The sequence below is a fragment of the Bartonella sp. AA18HLJMS genome (genome assembly GCF_042197245.1).
Classification (GTDB): Bacteria; Pseudomonadota; Alphaproteobacteria; order Rhizobiales; family Rhizobiaceae; genus Bartonella.
Genome location: NZ_JBHIRP010000001.1, coordinates 221,517 through 237,710, shown reverse-complemented (window position 1 = coordinate 237,710; position 16,194 = coordinate 221,517). Strand labels below are relative to the sequence as shown.

General features: G+C 38.8%; 15 protein-coding genes. 9 read left to right on the top strand and 6 right to left on the bottom strand.

Features of this window, described 5'->3' with window-relative positions:
* The first annotated feature begins 1 nt into the window (after window position 1).
* Window positions 2-1,213 carry a 2-oxoglutarate dehydrogenase complex dihydrolipoyllysine-residue succinyltransferase gene (gene odhB / locus ACFINW_RS00995; protein ID WP_375620909.1) on the top strand — a complete coding sequence of 404 codons (1,212 nt, stop codon included), beginning with the start codon at window positions 2-4 and terminating at the stop codon, window positions 1,211-1,213.
* A gap of 31 nt (window positions 1,214-1,244) precedes the next feature.
* Entirely contained in the window at window positions 1,245-2,651 is a 1,407-nt protein-coding gene (lpdA, locus tag ACFINW_RS00990; protein WP_375673660.1) for a dihydrolipoyl dehydrogenase, read from the top strand.
* 1,000 nt (window positions 2,652-3,651) lie between these two features.
* On the opposite strand, the gene ACFINW_RS00985 is transcribed toward lpdA, so the two are convergent.
* Together ACFINW_RS00985 and ACFINW_RS00980 are read right to left on the bottom strand one after the other, a co-directional pair.
* Window positions 3,652-4,890 carry a saccharopine dehydrogenase NADP-binding domain-containing protein gene (locus ACFINW_RS00985; RefSeq protein WP_375620911.1) on the bottom strand — a complete coding sequence of 413 codons (1,239 nt, stop codon included), beginning with the start codon at window positions 4,888-4,890 and terminating at the stop codon, window positions 3,652-3,654.
* Window positions 4,891-4,944: 54 nt separating this feature from the next.
* Window positions 4,945-6,042, bottom strand: a complete 1,098-nt coding sequence (locus tag ACFINW_RS00980) for a carboxynorspermidine decarboxylase (protein WP_375620959.1) — start codon at window positions 6,040-6,042, stop codon at window positions 4,945-4,947.
* 167 nt (window positions 6,043-6,209) lie between these two features.
* On the opposite strand from ACFINW_RS00980, the gene ACFINW_RS00975 reads away from it, so the two are divergent.
* The 7 genes from ACFINW_RS00975 to mnhG all read left to right on the top strand — a co-directional run bounded on the left by ACFINW_RS00975 (window position 6,210) and on the right by mnhG (window position 12,987).
* Complete coding sequence (locus ACFINW_RS00975) at window positions 6,210-6,707, top strand: BA14K family protein (protein ID WP_375620912.1); 498 nt, start codon at window positions 6,210-6,212, stop codon at window positions 6,705-6,707.
* Window positions 6,708-6,935: 228 nt separating this feature from the next.
* Window positions 6,936-9,857: a monovalent cation/H+ antiporter subunit A gene (locus tag ACFINW_RS00970; RefSeq protein ID WP_375639901.1), complete on the top strand. Its 2,922-nt coding sequence runs from the start codon at window positions 6,936-6,938 to the stop codon at window positions 9,855-9,857.
* Complete coding sequence (locus ACFINW_RS00965; RefSeq protein WP_273790150.1) at window positions 9,857-10,198, top strand: Na+/H+ antiporter subunit C; 342 nt, start codon at window positions 9,857-9,859, stop codon at window positions 10,196-10,198. The genes ACFINW_RS00970 and ACFINW_RS00965 overlap by 1 nt, the downstream gene beginning before the upstream one ends.
* On the top strand, window positions 10,198-11,820 hold the full coding sequence (locus tag ACFINW_RS00960) for a monovalent cation/H+ antiporter subunit D (protein ID WP_375620914.1): 1,623 nt from the start codon (window positions 10,198-10,200) through the stop codon (window positions 11,818-11,820). The genes ACFINW_RS00965 and ACFINW_RS00960 overlap by 1 nt, the downstream gene beginning before the upstream one ends.
* On the top strand, window positions 11,817-12,302 hold the full coding sequence (locus tag ACFINW_RS00955) for a Na+/H+ antiporter subunit E (RefSeq protein WP_375611318.1): 486 nt from the start codon (window positions 11,817-11,819) through the stop codon (window positions 12,300-12,302). The genes ACFINW_RS00960 and ACFINW_RS00955 overlap by 4 nt, the downstream gene beginning before the upstream one ends.
* Window positions 12,299-12,580, top strand: coding sequence for a K+/H+ antiporter subunit F (locus tag ACFINW_RS00950; RefSeq protein WP_375620915.1), 282 nt, complete (start codon window positions 12,299-12,301; stop codon window positions 12,578-12,580). The genes ACFINW_RS00955 and ACFINW_RS00950 overlap by 4 nt, the downstream gene beginning before the upstream one ends.
* Window positions 12,577-12,987, top strand: a complete 411-nt coding sequence (gene mnhG, locus ACFINW_RS00945; protein ID WP_375611317.1) for a monovalent cation/H(+) antiporter subunit G — start codon at window positions 12,577-12,579, stop codon at window positions 12,985-12,987. Before ACFINW_RS00950 ends, mnhG begins: the two co-directional genes overlap by 4 nt.
* 16 nt (window positions 12,988-13,003) lie before the next feature.
* Here the strand turns inward: mnhG and ACFINW_RS00940 are convergent, their stop codons facing one another.
* From ACFINW_RS00940 to ACFINW_RS00925, 4 genes are all read right to left on the bottom strand, one after another.
* Complete coding sequence (locus ACFINW_RS00940) at window positions 13,004-13,396, bottom strand: MliC family protein (protein ID WP_375611316.1); 393 nt, start codon at window positions 13,394-13,396, stop codon at window positions 13,004-13,006.
* 17 nt (window positions 13,397-13,413) lie between these two features.
* Window positions 13,414-13,809, bottom strand: coding sequence for an MliC family protein (locus tag ACFINW_RS00935; RefSeq protein ID WP_375611315.1), 396 nt, complete (start codon window positions 13,807-13,809; stop codon window positions 13,414-13,416).
* Between the two features lie 415 nt (window positions 13,810-14,224).
* The gene (gene aroB, locus ACFINW_RS00930) at window positions 14,225-15,358 is read right to left on the bottom strand and encodes a 3-dehydroquinate synthase (protein ID WP_375620917.1); all 1,134 of its coding nucleotides are present in this window, start codon (window positions 15,356-15,358) and stop codon (window positions 14,225-14,227) included.
* Window positions 15,333-15,965: a shikimate kinase gene (locus ACFINW_RS00925; RefSeq protein ID WP_375606223.1), complete on the bottom strand. Its 633-nt coding sequence runs from the start codon at window positions 15,963-15,965 to the stop codon at window positions 15,333-15,335. Before ACFINW_RS00925 ends, aroB begins: the two co-directional genes overlap by 26 nt.
* Between the last annotated feature and the right edge of the window lie 229 nt (window positions 15,966-16,194).

Below are 16,194 nucleotides of genomic sequence, written 5' to 3'. Positions count from 1 at the left end.
TATGACTACTGAAATTCGTGTTCCTACTTTGGGCGAATCGGTTACCGAAGCAACGGTTGGCAAATGGTTTAAAAAACTTGGCGAAGCTGTCGCTATGGATGAGCCTTTGGTTGAATTAGAAACTGATAAGGTAACTGTTGAAGTTCCTTCTCCTGTTGCTGGGAAATTATCTGAAATCATTGCAAAAGAAGGCGATACGGTTGAAGTAAATGCTCTTTTAGGAGTGGTGAAAGCTGGAGAAGCTGGTATCTCCCAATCACTTTCACCTTCTGCTACACTTGTTCCAGCGGCTTCATCTGAATCGGAGAAGCCTGCTTTGAGTAGTGCAATGCCTCCTTCTCCTTCAGCAGCAAAATTGATGGCTGAAAATAATGTTGCAAAAAGCGATATTTCAGGTTCTGGAAAACGTGGACAAATTCTTAAAGAAGATGTTCTTGGTGGATTAAAACAAAGTACAAATGCCCCTACACCCTCTTCCTCTGCGGCGAGTTCTTCGGCACATCCTGTCCAAGAAACACGTGAAGAGCGGGTTCGTATGACGAAATTGCGTCAAACAATTGCTCGCCGTCTTAAAGATGCACAAAATGTAGCAGCAATGTTAACCACATTTAATGAGGTTGATATGTCAGCGGTGATGGATTTGCGCAAGCGTTATAAGGATCTTTTTGAAAAGAAACATGGCGTTAAGCTTGGTTTTATGGGTTTTTTTACCAAGGCTGTTTGTCATGCATTAAAAGAACTTCCTGCTGTTAATGCAGAGATTGATGGGACAGATATTGTTTATAAAAACTATGTCAATGTTGGAATTGCTGTTGGAACGGATAAAGGGCTTGTTGTTCCAGTGGTGCGAGATGCAGATCAAATGTCATTGGCAGAGATTGAAAAAGAGATTGGTCGTTTGGGGCGTCTTGCGCGTGATGGAAAATTAGCCGTTTCTGATATGCAGGGCGGAACTTTTACCATTACCAATGGTGGTGTGTATGGATCGTTGATGTCAACACCGATTTTGAATGCACCACAATCTGGTATTTTGGGAATGCATGCGATTAAAGAGCGAGCAATGGTTGTTGAGGGTCAAGTTGTGATCCGCCCCATGATGTATTTAGCGCTTTCTTATGATCACCGTATTGTGGATGGGCAAGAAGCTGTGACTTTCCTTGTGCGTGTTAAGGAAAGCTTAGAAGATCCGGAACGCCTTGTTCTTGATTTGTAAAATACAGTTTTCAGGATGAAAGGAGAAACGGATGTCTTATGATGTGGCTGTGATCGGAGCGGGTCCAGGTGGTTATGTAGCAGCAATAAAAGCGGCGCAACTGGGACTTAAAGTAGCAATTATTGAAAAGCGTACAACATTAGGAGGAACATGTCTCAACGTTGGTTGTATTCCTTCTAAAGCGTTGTTGCATGCTTCAGAAGTGTTTTCTGAAACCCAGCATGGTTTTGAAACGCTTGGTATTTCTATTGGTAAATCTAAGCTTAATCTTGAACAAATGATGGTTCATAAGAAAGCTGTGGTGACAGCCAATACGAGTGGTGTTTCTTTTTTGATGAAAAAAAATAAAGTTGATACTTTTTTTGGGACAGCCAAAATTTTGAATGCGGATCATGTGGAAGTTGTTGCCAGAGATGGTAATAAACAAACAATTGAGACAAAAAATATTATTATTGCTACCGGTTCAGAGAATTCAGGCATTCCAGGGGTGAATGTTGAAATTGATGAAAAGACTATTGTTTCTTCTACGGGAGCTCTTTCGCTTGAAAAAGTACCAACGCATATGATTGTAGTAGGTGCTGGTGTCATTGGTTCAGAACTTGGATCAGTTTGGAGCCGTTTAGGTGCTAAGGTGACCATTATTGAGTATCTTAATAAAGTTTTGGGCTCAATGGATGGTGAAGTTTCACGGCAATTTCAGAAATTAATGGAAAAACAGGGAATTGAATATAAAACGGGTGCAAAGGTAACAGCTGTTACACAATCTGACTCAACTGCTCAGGTGAGCTTTGAATCTGTCAAAGGTGGTGAATCTGAAACTTTAGAGGCTGATGTTGTGCTTATTGCTACTGGACGTTCTCCTTATACAGAGGGGCTTGGCTTACAAGAGGCTGGTGTTCAGTTAGATGAACGCGGATTTATTGCAATTGATGCCCATTGGCAGACGAATGTTCCAGGAATTTATGCAATTGGTGATGTCGTAAAAGGGCCAATGTTAGCACATAAAGCAGAGGAAGAAGGCATTGCTGTGGCAGAGATTTTGGCAGGTCAAAAAGGGCATGTTAATTTTGATGTTATTCCTAGTGTTGTTTATACACAGCCGGAAATTGCGAGTGTAGGAAGAACAGAAGAAGAGCTAAAAACTGCTGGTATTGAATATAATGTTGGCAAATTTCCTTTTATGGCCAATGGTCGTGCACGTGCAATGCAAAAGAGTGATGGGTTCGTTAAAATCCTTTCTGATAAAAAAACAGATAGGGTATTAGGAGGACATATTCTTGGATTTGGTGCTGGTGAAATGATCCATGAAATTGCAGTTTTAATGGAATTTGGTGGTTCATCAGAAGATCTGGGACGTTGTTGCCATGCACATCCTACCTTATCAGAAGCCGTGCGTGAGGCAGCTTTGGCAACATTTGCTAAACCACTTCATATTTAAAAAGCTTTTAAAAAGTACATTTTAAAAGGCACATGAGGCAGAAAATATTAGTGAAGCATGCAACAACATTTTAAAACTTTAAAAAGGAATATAACCAATTGTATTAAAATGTTCCATTTGTTGTATGCTTTTCGATAATTACTGTTTTAGATATCTGTTGTGCAGTTTTGATTGATTATTCTGTTGTGCACTATCGTTTAGAGCGGTGGTGTTTCGTCTATGTAAAGTTTTATATATGGGGTAGTTTTTATACTGTTATAAAATATTTAAGATAGGATTCCGAGCTTATCTGCGTGTTTTGTGTTAAGCAAACATCTCTCAAAATGCTCAAATCTACTTCGCGATGGTGGCTCGTGAATGGTATAACTGTAAAGTTCCTCTTGAAATATATGAAATTCATTCAAACTGTTACAAGACCTATTGTGCACCATCATCTTTATGTTTAGTAAAAGTACACACTGACATTATAATACACTTTTTCAGTTTTCAATATTGCTAAAGCTCTTTATTATTTGAGCGTTTTCATAAGAGAAATTTGTCATTTTTTACTCATACGCTTGCTTTGTTTGTGATGTGCAGACAAAAGATTTTAATTGCTTCAATGTGAGAGAGTTTGTGATTAAGATAATCTTATAGTATTCAGCGTAACGTTATATATGAAGAGGGAAGGGATTGAATATTCTAAAAAATACCGCTCTTATTTAAAAGAGCAGTATTTTTATATCTTTTGTTTATGACACTATCTTTTTGATGATAAGACAAGTCATACAGTGTGATTAAATTAGTTTTTGCTTCTCTGTTTATCTTGATCATTGCTTGCTATGTCTTAAAAAGATGATATGTCTCTTCTTTAAGGTTGTTAAGAAATCGCAATGTTGCCAAAATATAACGAATAGCTAAAATTTTTTTGAAAACCATAATTACACGAGAATATTAAGTTTGTTTTCATTGAGCAGTTTTGTGATAACTTAAAAAATTAAGCATATGCTTTCTATAAGTATTAAAATTGTAATTTTTTATCCTCTTGTTGTTCTCTTATAAAAGTGGGAAGCCCCATATGATCAAGATATTTAAGGAAAGGGTGGGGTGGTAATTCTTCTACATTGACCATAGTTTTAACATCCCATTCGCCTGTGGCAATAAGAAGAGCTGTTGCGGCTGCTGGTACGCCAGCTGTATAGGAAATGCCTTGTGCCCCAGTTTCATGAAAAGCTTGTTTGTGATCGGCTATATTATAGATAAAAATTTCTCTCGGGTTTCCATCTTTTTCGCCTTTAATAAGACCCCCAATACAGGTTTTTCCTGTGTAGTCTGGGGCGAGAGAGGAAGGGTCGGGTAAGACGGCCTTCACGACTTTCAAGGGCACAACTTCTTGACCTTCTGCCGTTTTAATTGGTTGTTCGGATAAGAGTCCGAGGTTTTTTAGAACCGTAAAAACAGTGATATAACGATCACTAAATCCCATCCAGAAACGGACATTCTCTACATCAAGATTTTTGGAAAGTGAATGAATTTCATCATGTCCTGTCATATAGGCTTTTTGTTTTCCCACAACGGGAAGATCCCATTCATGGCTGATTTCAAACATTTTATTGGAAGTCCATTTTTTATTTTGCCATGACCATACTTGTCCTGTAAATTCACGGAAGTTAATTTCTGGATCAAAATTTGTAGCAAACCAACGCCCATGATTTCCGGCATTAATATCAATAATATCAATATCTGTGATTTTATCAAAATAATCATCGCGCGCTAATGCAGCATAAGAATTCACTACACCTGGGTCAAAACCTGCTCCTAAAATAGCGGTTATACCAGCTTTTTCACATTCTTGACGTCGAGGCCATTCATAATTGCCATACCAAGGAGGTGTTTCACAAATTTTCAATGGGTCTTCATGAATTGCGGTATCGATATAAGCGCATTTGGTTTCAATACAAGCTGAAAGAACAGACATATTAAGAAAGGCAGAACCAACATTAATGACAATTTCGCATTTGGTCTTTTGGATGAGCTTTATAGTTTCTTCTACATTCATGGCATTGAGCGAATGGCTTTTGAAAACACCCTGTTCTTTCATTGTGTTTTTTTCTTTAATAGAAGCAATGATGGCCTCACATTTTTTGAGTGTTCGTGAAGCAATATGAATTTCACCAAGAATATCGTTGTTTTGAGCGCATTTATGCGCAACAACTTGTGCAACACCTCCGGCACCAATAATGAGAACATTTTTTTTCATTGTAGGTCCATCTCCTTTTTAATACTGTTGTATGACGTTTTTTATGGTTTATCTTTATGAAAGGCTTTCCTGATAGTCGTTATAGCTGAATTGGCGTTGAAGTGTTAATGTACCATCGCACTCTTTGAGAACAATAGCAGGCATTGTAACGCCATTAAACCAGTTTTTCTTGACCATTGTATAACCTGCTGCATCCTGAAAAGACAGTCTATCGCCTATTTTAAGAGGTTTTTGAAATTGAAATGTTCCAAAAATATCGCCGGCAAGACAAGACTTTCCACAAATCATAATTTCGTGTGGACCTTGATTGGGTTCTAATTTGGCATTCTCACGATAAATGAGAAGATCAAGCATATGTGCTTCAATTGAGCTATCAACGATGGCTAGATTCTTTTCATTATACAATGTGTCAAGAACACTGACTTCTAAAGTGGTGCTTTTGGTAATAGCAGCTTCTCCTGGTTCTAGAAAAAGAGTGACACCATGAGTTTTAGAAAATTGTTTTAAGCGTTTTGCGAAAGCTTCTAGAGGATAATTTTCAGCCGTAAAATGGATTCCGCCGCCAAGGCTTATCCAGTCAACAGCAGAAAAAAGTTCTGCAAATTTTTCTTCCATATACCCAAGCATTTGGTTAAAAAGATTAAAGTCAGCATTTTCACAATTGTTATGGATCATCAATCCGTTGATAAGAGGCAGAACTTCTTTGATAGCGCTTTGGTTTGTTTCTCCTAAGCGGCTAAAAGGGCGAGAGGGGTTGGCAAGATCAAAATTTGATGCGCTCATTCCTGGGTTTAACCTTAAACCTCTTTGAATGGTTTTTGTTGCATCAGAAAAGCGTTGAAGCTGTTGGATGGAATTAAAGATGATTTTATCTGCATAACCACAGGCTTCATCAATTTCATCATCTGCCCAAGCCACTGAATAAGCATGGGTTTCTTTGCCAAATTTTTCTCTTCCTAAACGCAGTTCATAAAGGGATGATGATGTGGTTCCATCCATGAACTCAGACATTAAATCAAAAACACTCCATGTGGCAAAACATTTCAAAGCAAGTAAAATTTTAGCTCCGGACATTTCCCGTAAACGAGAAATTGTTTGCATGTTTTTGATGAGTTTCGATTTGTCTATAAGATAGTAGGGGGTTTTTATCATCATTTATTCATTCTTTTTTGTAGGATCTTATTGCCAAGATCAACGTTTAGTACAAAGAGTAACAGAATGTCTCAAGAAAAAAGAATCTTAAGAAAAGAATCTGTTTCTGTCCAGCAAGAGAAAGGCTTTCTGTAATTACTGTTGTTTATTATGTTGAGTTTTTTGTTATGAGTATGAAAAAAAAATTATATTATGCTTTAGCTTTTGTATTTGTTAGCAGTTTTTTCATTATAACAACCACTCTTATTAATTGGGGGCAAAATAGGAGTGATGCTAAAGCCAAACTGGTTACTCAGACTTCTCTCCAAGATATTTCGGTGCCTTTGATTTTTACGGGGCGTAGAGAACTTAATGGTTTTAAAGGTTATCGTCATTATCGGCGTGGTTATCGTAAATACAGTGATAATTGGTGGTATCCTGAAGTGGCATTTATTACATCACCGCACTTAAGCACAAAAGGCGCATCATTAAAAGTTGTACCAGATGCTAAAAAAGTGTTTTTAACGTCTTCTTCGGAAAAATTAGAAAAAAAAGAGCCATGGATGCTTAAACAACATATTGAATCTTGCCTTGCGCGTTATCGCTCTTATAATAAAAATGATAATAGTTTTCAGCCTTTTCATGGGGGGCGTAGGCAGTGTTTATCACGCTTTTTTAAAGGATAGAAATTAAATAAAATTTTAATTGCTTCTTGTCGTGAGCGTTATTGTTCTTACAATAAAGAGAAGACTTGTGTGGTGCGCAGTATTTTCATGCAAGCATTGTTTTTTTAAAAATTTTAAATGCTTTTAAGTTTTATTAAATCTTATTATCATTAAGTGTGGAATGGGGGTGAGAATATAAGTTTTTGTTTTGTCGATGACAAAATATTAAGGTAAAATGGAGTTTAAAGAATGACAACACGGGAAGCAATGTTGGTATTGCTCGTTTTGCTTCCCTTTGGTGGAAGTGCTGTCATTGGCTTTTTTCGTTCGACAGCAAAAAATAATGAAGCGTGGTTTGCTGGGGTTGTCGCACTTTTCTGTCTTATTTTTGCAATAATGCTTTATCCGGAAGTTCGCGGAAACCACATAGTGCGTTTAGATATTTCTTGGCTTCCAGAATGGGGAAGCGATTTGATTCTCCGCATAGATGGTTTGTCGTGGCTTTTTTGCTTGCTTATTACAGGGATTGGGCTGCTTGTTGTCATTTATTCACGTTATTACATAGATCCAGCGGATTCTGTACCGCGTTTTTTTTCCTTTTTTTTGGCCTTTATGGGATCAATGATAGGAATAGTTTTATCAGGTAATCTCGTCTTTTTGGTTGTTTTCTGGGAACTTACCAGTATTTTTTCTTTTTTGCTGATCGGCTATTGGTACCATAATGCAAGTGCGCGTGAGGGTGCGCGTATGGCTCTAACGATCACAGGTTTTGGCGGCTTTGCTCTTTTTATTGGAGTTTTATTGATTGGGTATACTGTTGGCAGTTTTGATTTGGATAAGGTGCTACAGTCTGGAGATATGATCCGGTCAAGTTCTCTTTATAGTCCTATCCTTATTTGTATTTTATTGGGAGGGTTAACAAAAAGCGCGCAATTTCCCTTTCATTTTTGGCTACCTAACGCGATGGCTGCTCCAACTCCCGTATCGGCTTATTTGCATTCGGCAACAATGGTAAAAGCGGGATTGTTTTTGCTTGTTCGTTTATGGCCTGTGCTCTCTGGAACAGAATCTTGGTTTTGGCTGGTTGGCTTTTCAGGACTCTCAACTCTTCTTCTAGGTGCCTATTTTTCCATGTTTCAGCAAGACTTGAAAGGACTGCTTGCTTACTCGACTATTAGTCATCTTGGATTAATTACAACACTTTTAAGTCTTGGTAGTCCACTTGCATGTGTTGCGGCGATCTTTCATATGGCCAATCATGCTACTTTTAAAGCTTCTTTATTTATGGCTGCTGGCATTATTGATCACGAGACGGGAACACGTGATATGCGTAAACTGTCAGGGCTTTATCGTTCTATGCCTATCACAGCAACTCTTGCTTTAGTTGCGAGTGCAGCGATGGCTGGGGTTCCTTTGTTGAATGGTTTTTTATCGAAAGAGATGTTTTTTGCTGAAGCTGTTGAAACGCATATGGAATCATGGCTCGATTGGATTGCGCCTTATGTGGCAACGCTAGCTAGTCTGTTTAGTGTGACCTATTCTATACGCTTTATTCATGGCGTTTTTTTAGGACCAAAGCCTGACAATTTACCCAAGACTCCCCATGAACCACCGCATTTCATGCGTTTACCAATGGAGCTTTTGGTGTTTATTTGTTTAGCGGTTGGTATTTTTCCTAATTTAACAATAGGACCTATTTTAGATAATGCGGTCGTGTCTGTTTTAGGACCAATGACAATTCCTTATAGTTTGGCTGTTTGGCATGGGTTTAACACTCCATTAGTGATGAGCTTTGTTGCATTATTAGGGGGCGGATTGCTCTATGCTGTTGGGCATCGTTATTTTTTATCCTGTGATGATGGGGCTCCTTTTTTCCGTCACTTAAAAGGACCGCGTATTTTTGAACGCATTCTCGTAATTATTTCTTGGAAATGGGCCCGTGCGGTGGAGTCTGCTTTGTCAACACGCCGTTTGCAGATCCAATTGCATTGGATTTTTTGGGTCTGTTTTGCCTTTGTTGGTCTTTTACTTTGGTGCGATGGTTTCATTCCAGTGGGGACATTACCGCTTTTTCCACTTGATATTCCTTTTCTCGCTCTTTGGCTGGTTGGCGGATTATGTGCGCTTTTAGTTGCTTGGCGAGCAAAGTTTCATCGTCTTGCTTCACTTATGCTTTTAGGGGGAGCTGGTTTGATGACTTGTGCAACCTTTTTATGGCTTTCTGCTCCTGATTTAGCAATAACACAATTGGTTGTTGAGGTTGTTACAGTCGTTTTATTATTGCTTGGTTTACGGTGGTTGCCTAAACGTTTGCATGACCCTGGGCCAGCTGCTGTTCATTTTTGGGTTCGCTTGCGTCGTTTCCGTGATTTCATCATATCCCTTGTAGGAGGTGCTGGTGTAGCATGGCTTTCTTTTGCAGTGATGACACGTCCCCAAGGTACAACGATTTCTGATTTTTTTCTAACGCATGCTTACTCAGATGCTGGTGGTCGCAATGTTGTGAATGTGTTATTGGTTGATTTCCGTGGTTTTGATACCATGGGAGAAATTGTGGTTTTGGGTGTTGTTTCCCTTACTGTTTTTGCACTCTTACGACGTTTTCGTCCTGCGCCTGAGAGTATTGATGCGCCTTTTCAACAACGTATCCAGAAAGCCTTTGATATAGCACAGCCTAATCGAAATGTGGGAGATACAGTATTGAATTATTTAGCTGTTCCTGCTGTTATTATGGGTTGGCTCTTTCCAATTATTATCGCTTTTGCTATTTATTTATTCATGCGAGGGCATGATCTGCCAGGAGGTGGATTTGTCGGTGGTATTACTTTGGCTATAGGATTTATTTTACAATATCTTGCACGCGATATTCGGTGGGTGGAAACGCATTTGAGAGTTTTACCTTTGCGTTGGATAGGCTTTGGTTTATTATTGTCAGTCGTAACGGGGATGGGCTCTTGGTTTTTTGGATATCCTTTTTTAACATCCTTTTTTCGATATATTCATCTTCCGTTAATTGGGAAAGTTCCCATGGCATCTGCTTTTTTGTTTGATTTTGGTGTGCTTTCTCTTGTGTTAGGAGCAACTGTTCTCATTTTAATTGCACTTGCACACCAGTCAATTAGGAGTTACCGAATCGGTAAGAAACCTATTTTAAAAGAGAAGGAAAATTAATGGAAATTGTTCTTTCTTTGGGTATCGGTGTTTTTGTCGGATCAGGTATTTGGCTTGTTTTGCGTCCACGTACTTTTCAAGTCATTCTTGGTTTGTCCTTGATCTCCTATGGTGTTAATCTTTTTATATTTTCAATGAGTAGACCGCGTAGTAATGCTGCTCCAATTGTTGATCCTACCACTGTTATTAATCCAGCTAATTATGTCGATCCTCTTCCACAAGCCTTGGTTTTAACTGCGATTGTGATTGGTTTTGCAACAACAGCTTTATTTTTAGTTATCTTGTTGGTTTCACGTGGTTTAACGGGTTCTGATCACGTTGATGGACGTGAGGTGCAATAATGGAAATAGGAGTGCATCATCTCCTTATTTTGCCTATTCTTTTGCCGTTAATCACTGGGGCACTTCTTCTTTTTTATGATGAACGTCGTGCAAGACTTAAATCATTCATCAGTCTTTCTTCTGCGGGACTGTTGGTCGTTACTGCCATTTTATTGATTATACGTACTCTTGAAATAGCACCGGCTTGCGATGTTTATCGACTTGGTAATTGGCCGTCTTCTTTTGGAATTGTTTTAGTCCTTGATCGCTTAAGCGCTATGATGCTTTTACTTTCCAGCTTGTTGGTGACTAGCGTGTTGGTTTTTGCGCGGGCTCATTGGTACAAAGCTGGTTCTCATTTTCAGTCACTAATGCAATTTTTTATGGTGGGGATAAATGGTGCTTTTTTGACTGGCGATTTATTTAATTTATTTGTGTTTTTTGAAGTTATGTTAACGGCTTCCTATGGGCTTGCTTTGCATGGTTCTGGTCAGACACGCGTGCGCGCAGGATTGCATTATGTTGTGGTTAATCTTGTTGCTTCATTATTTTTTTTAGTTGGTATAGCGCTCATTTATGGAGTCGTTGGTACTCTTAATATGGCCGATTTGGCTGTTAAAATAAAATATATATCTTCTACAGATATTGTTTTGTTCGAAATAGGTGTTGCACTTTTAGGTATTGCTTTTTTGCTTAAAGCGGGTATGTGGCCGCTTAATTTTTGGTTGGTGCCAACTTACAGTGCAGCAGCAGCGCCTGTTGGAGCTTCTTTTGCACTTTTGAGCAAGGTTGGTATTTATATTATTTTACGTTTAACGTTGCTATGGTTTGGTCCTGAAAGTGAATATTTTAACCATTTTGGTCATACGGTTTTGTTTTATGGTGGGCTTGCCACTATGATTGTTGGTTTTATTGGGGTATTGGCGAGCCAAGTTTTGGTGCGTTTGGCAGCTTATAGCGTTCTTGTCTCTTCTGGTACATTGTTGGCTGCGATCGGGATAGGCAATACAGCACTGACAGCAGGCGCACTTTTTTATATTGTTTCTTCAACTTTAGCACTGGGAGCTTTTTTTCTTTTGGTAGAGTTAGTTGAACGCTGTCAAGATGTGGCTGCTAATGTTCTTGCTGTCACAATGGAGGTGTATGGTGACGATGAAGAGGAGGAAGAAGATGAAGTTGGCATCTATTTTCCAGTAACCTTGGCAATTCTTGGAGCTTGTTTTGGTATCTGTGCCATTTTGATTATTGGATTACCGCCTTTTTCTGGTTTTGTTGCTAAATTTATGATGTTCATGGCAATTTTAAACCACAGTAGAGAGGATTTTTCTGCTTCTCTTCCGGTTTACCAAGATTGGCTTTTTGTAATTTTTGTCACTCTCTCTGGTTTTGCGGCTTTGATTGCATTGACACGAACGGGTATCCGAACTTTTTGGGTTTCTCTTGAAGGGCGTATTCCTCGTGTGCAAGTGATAGAATTTGCGCCTATTGCCGTTCTCCTTGCTTTGTGTTTTCTTATAACAATTGTAGCCAGTCCTGTTAGTCATTATATGTCTGAAACTGCTAAGACTTTGTATGAACCTCAAAACTATATTGGGAGCGTTTTAACGGATTTTTCTCTCGAAAATAGGGAGATAAGTAAATGAATTGTTTTTGTCCTTCCCCTTTTTTCAGTGGTGTCATTGTCCTTATGTGGCTTATTTTAAATGGTTTTAGTTTAGGGCAATTGCTTTTAGGGATTTTAACCGCTTTGTTTTGTGGTTGGATGATACGGCTTCTGGAGCCGGAGAAGGTTGTTATTAAAAGCTGGAGTGCGGTTTTTCGTCTCGTTTTTCGAGTATTTATAGATTCTATATTCTCAAATGTTTCGGTGGCTTGGTTTGTTTTAACAAAAAGGTCTCGAGTGCAGAAATCTGGTTTTATTGTAGTACCTCTTCTGCTTCATAATCGCACTGCTTTGGCTATTTTAGCATGCATCCTTTCGGCAACCCCTGGAACTGCTTGGGTTGCCTATAATAGTAAAAAGGGTGAACTTTTGCTTCATGTCTTAAATTTAAAAAATGGATATGATTACAAACAGTTGATCAAACAACGGTATGAGCAATTGCTTTTGGAGATTTTTTTATGAGTATGGTGATTCTTTATTGGGGGCTTTTCTTTTCACAGTTTTTTTTAAGTTTAGCGGTGATTTTCGCGCTGTTTCGGTTGATTCGTGGTCCACGGGCGCAGGATAGAATTGTTGGTTTGGATGCCCTTTATATAACCACTATTCTTTTGTTTCTTACATTCGATATTCGTTCAGAAACAACCACTTATTTTGTCGCAGCTCTCATTATTGGATTGTTGGGATCTGTCTCAAGCATCGCTTTGGCGAAATTTCTTATGCGGGGGGAGATTATTGAATGAAAGATGATATATCGCTTGTGGTTGCTATTGCTATCACAGTTTTCTTAATATTAGGGTCTGGATTGACATTGATCGCAACGATAGGTTTGGTGCGTTTTTCCAATTTTTATAAGCGTTTGCATATGCTTTCAGTATGTACGAGTTGGGGCGTTGGTAGTATTCTTATTTCTTCATTTCTTTATTCAATATTTGTGGACCATTATTTTGTTTTTCATGAAGTGTTGCTGATGTTTTTTTTGTTTTTAACAGCACCGGTAGCTTCTATGTTGCTTTCACATACAGCAGCTTATCGACATCATTCAGAAAAACAATCAGAAAAACCGCTGGCTCTTTTATTACACCAAACGGAGGAAAAGCTACCCACATCAGAAGGAACATCACGAGATGAGAGCCAGCGCGGTTCTTGAAATGTAAGAATCTTCCTTATTCTGTGCTTTTTTCTTCTACACAGTGGATGGGCTTTTCTTCTTTTGGATCATTAATAAGATCGTAAAATATGGCTTCATTTTTAGTTATCCACCAAATGTATTGTCCACCCACATATTTTCCTCCAGAAGCGGCAATTACATTAGAACCAACGATGCGCTTACCGTTCCATTTTAAATCAACAAGCGCAATATTGCCAGCATTATAATAAGTTGCTTCAACATACTCTTTGCTTGTTCCCATATCGCATTGATAGGAGACGGTCTCTGTTGTTGGTTCTGGATCATCTGGTACTTCAATGACTAAAGAACTTGCTAATGCATTAATTGAACCGAGGAGGAGCACACTTAAAGTAATGAAAAATTGTTTAGTAAAAGAAATTTTTTTCATAATATTTCCCGTGTTATTTAAAATAATAATGTTGACTCATCTTTACAGAGGATAGGTTTTTTTTCTTCTGGATCCTGAGCAAGGTCATAAAGCGTGACTTCTTTGTTCTTCTCCCACCAGATATACTGAGCTCCTGCAAATTTTGCTCCTGTTGCCGCGATGACATTAGCAGCAATGACACGGTCACCATTCCATTTGAAATCAACCAACGAAATATTATCAGCATTAAGATAGACTGCCTCAATGCGCTCTTTACCTGCTCCAGTTTCACACTGATAGGTAATGGTCTCTGTTTTGGGCTCTGGATTGTCTGGTACTTCAATGATTAAAGAACCAGCTAAGCTATTGTTTGAGCTGAAGAGTGATAAACTTAAAGCGGTGAAAAATCCTAAAATGTGTAAAGTTTTTTTCATGATGCTTCCCTATATTCCTAATATTGTGCACAAAGAATAATTTGACTGATACGATGGTGTCTACGGCAGGATTCGAACCTGCGACCCCAGGATTCATACCACTTCGATTTTCACCGCCAGCCTTATCGGCTGTTTGTGGTCTGGACTGTCTCTTCACCTTGAAGCTTTTGCTCTTTAGGTGCTGCCCGTTCAGTCTCTACACCTTTCTCTCATTTGAAAAGAGACTTGGCTCGGGATTGGCATATAGTCGCCCATGAAGCTTTCCCCGAATTTGAGCAGATTCACTTTGAGGATTTCTTCTCAAAGTGCCCAATTTCTTTAGGAATCCTGTGCTCTATCCTACTGAGCTACGCAGACATCATCATGTTAATCTTTAATAGAAGTATAAAAACGAATCAATTATATTCAATATGAATTAACGAATTTCTGTTAATTTTTGTTCCAAAAAGGATAAAACGGCATCTGGTGAAACATTTTTTGCAATAAATGATTGGCCAAGTCCGCGTGTTAAGATGAAAGTCAAATTGTTTTGCGAAACTTTTTTATCTTGGGCAATGAGAGTCATTAAAGTTTCAGCATCTGGTAGACATCCTGGGATATCCTTTAATTGTGTAGGCAATCCTATAGATTTGAAGTGCGCTTCAATGCGTTGTGTAAGCGTGGGGCTTATTAAATTTAATTGAGCAGAGAATTGATGAGCTAGAATCATCCCAATTGCTACACTTTCGCCATGGATTAAACGGTTGGAGTCATAAGCGGTTGCTGTTTCAAGCATGTGTCCAAATGTATGGCCGAGATTTAAGAGTGCGCGCTCTCCTTTCTCATGTTCGTCACGTGCTACAATGGCAGCTTTAAATTGGCATGAGCGAACAATGGCCTCTGTTCGCATAGGGCCATTAGAGAAAATTTTCTGCCCATTTTTTTCAAGCCACTCAAAAAAGTCAGGTTGGTTAATGAGACCGTATTTTACTATTTCTGCGTAGCCAGCGCGAAATTCGCGCGGTGGCAGGGTATCAAGAAGACACGTGTCAGCAATAACGCATTGTGGTTGATAAAAGGCACCAATAAGATTTTTGCCATATTGGCTATTGATTCCCGTTTTTCCACCAACAGAAGAATCAATTTGTGCAAGAAGCGTTGTGGGCATTTGAATGAAGTTCATGCCACGGCGGATTATACTTGCCGCAAATCCTGCTAGATCACCAATGACACCACCGCCAAAAGCAATAACACAGTCGCCTCTTTCTAAACGCGCAGCAAGAATTTGATCGATGACAACTTGCAGGGTTGAAAATGATTTTGATTGTTCTCCTGCTTCTACAATAATAGGGACAGTATGAATTTTATTTTTTGTTAATTCTGCTTGCAATATCTCCAAATGAAGGGAAGCAACATTTGTATCTGTAACAAGTGCCAAGCGCGTTTGATGAGGATCTTTTTTATTAAGAGCATGTTTAATTTGTGAAGCAGCTTGTGTAATCAGACCCGGACCAATGATGATATCGTAACAGTGTTTGTCCAGTTTAACAGTGACGGTTTTGGTTTGCATGCTGGTTATCCCTATTGTTAATTTCTGTGTATAGGTAGTGCTGTACGGATCGTATAACATTTTGTGCTACGGTATGACGGCTTTCTTTATGACTGTTAATTGTTAAGTTTGCCTTTGCATAGATAGGATAACGCTGTTCCATGAGTTTTTGCATGGTTTCTTTAGGATTGGCTGTTTGAAGCAGGGGACGTGTTGGGTGCTTTGAGACACGTTGCATGAGGATATCAAGATCGACTTTTAGCCATATGGATATACCATTTTGGTGAATGGCTTTTCGGATATTTTCATTTATGTAGGCACCACCACCTGTTGCTAAAACAAGGGGACTTTTTTTCATGAGGTTTAGAATAACACGCTGTTCAAGAGCACGAAATTCGGATTCACCATAAATTTCAAAGAGTTCCGTGATTGTCATTTGTGCAGCTTTTTCAATTTCTTGGTCAGAATCATAAAAAGGTAAACGAAGCATGGTGGCGACGCGTTTTCCGATCACTGATTTGCCTGCCCCCATAAGACCAACAAGGACAAGTGCTCTTTTATCAAGGGACGATAAGAGCTGATTCTTTATTTGTGTTATGGGGACGCGTTTTTGTCGATTGCTTTTCATAACTTTATTTCGGCATTTATCCATCTTAAAGTCAATTCCTGTTAATCTTTGTGAGGCATAATACGAGATAGAATATTTTTGGGTAGGTTATTGTCTTATGCCAACATTGACTAGATTTTTGATGATTCTTTTCATTTTGCTTTCTGTTCTTTTCATTATAATGGGTGCTCTTGTGGTTTGGGTTGAACCAGTAACTGTGGATATGTACATTGATGTTCCCTTGGATTCA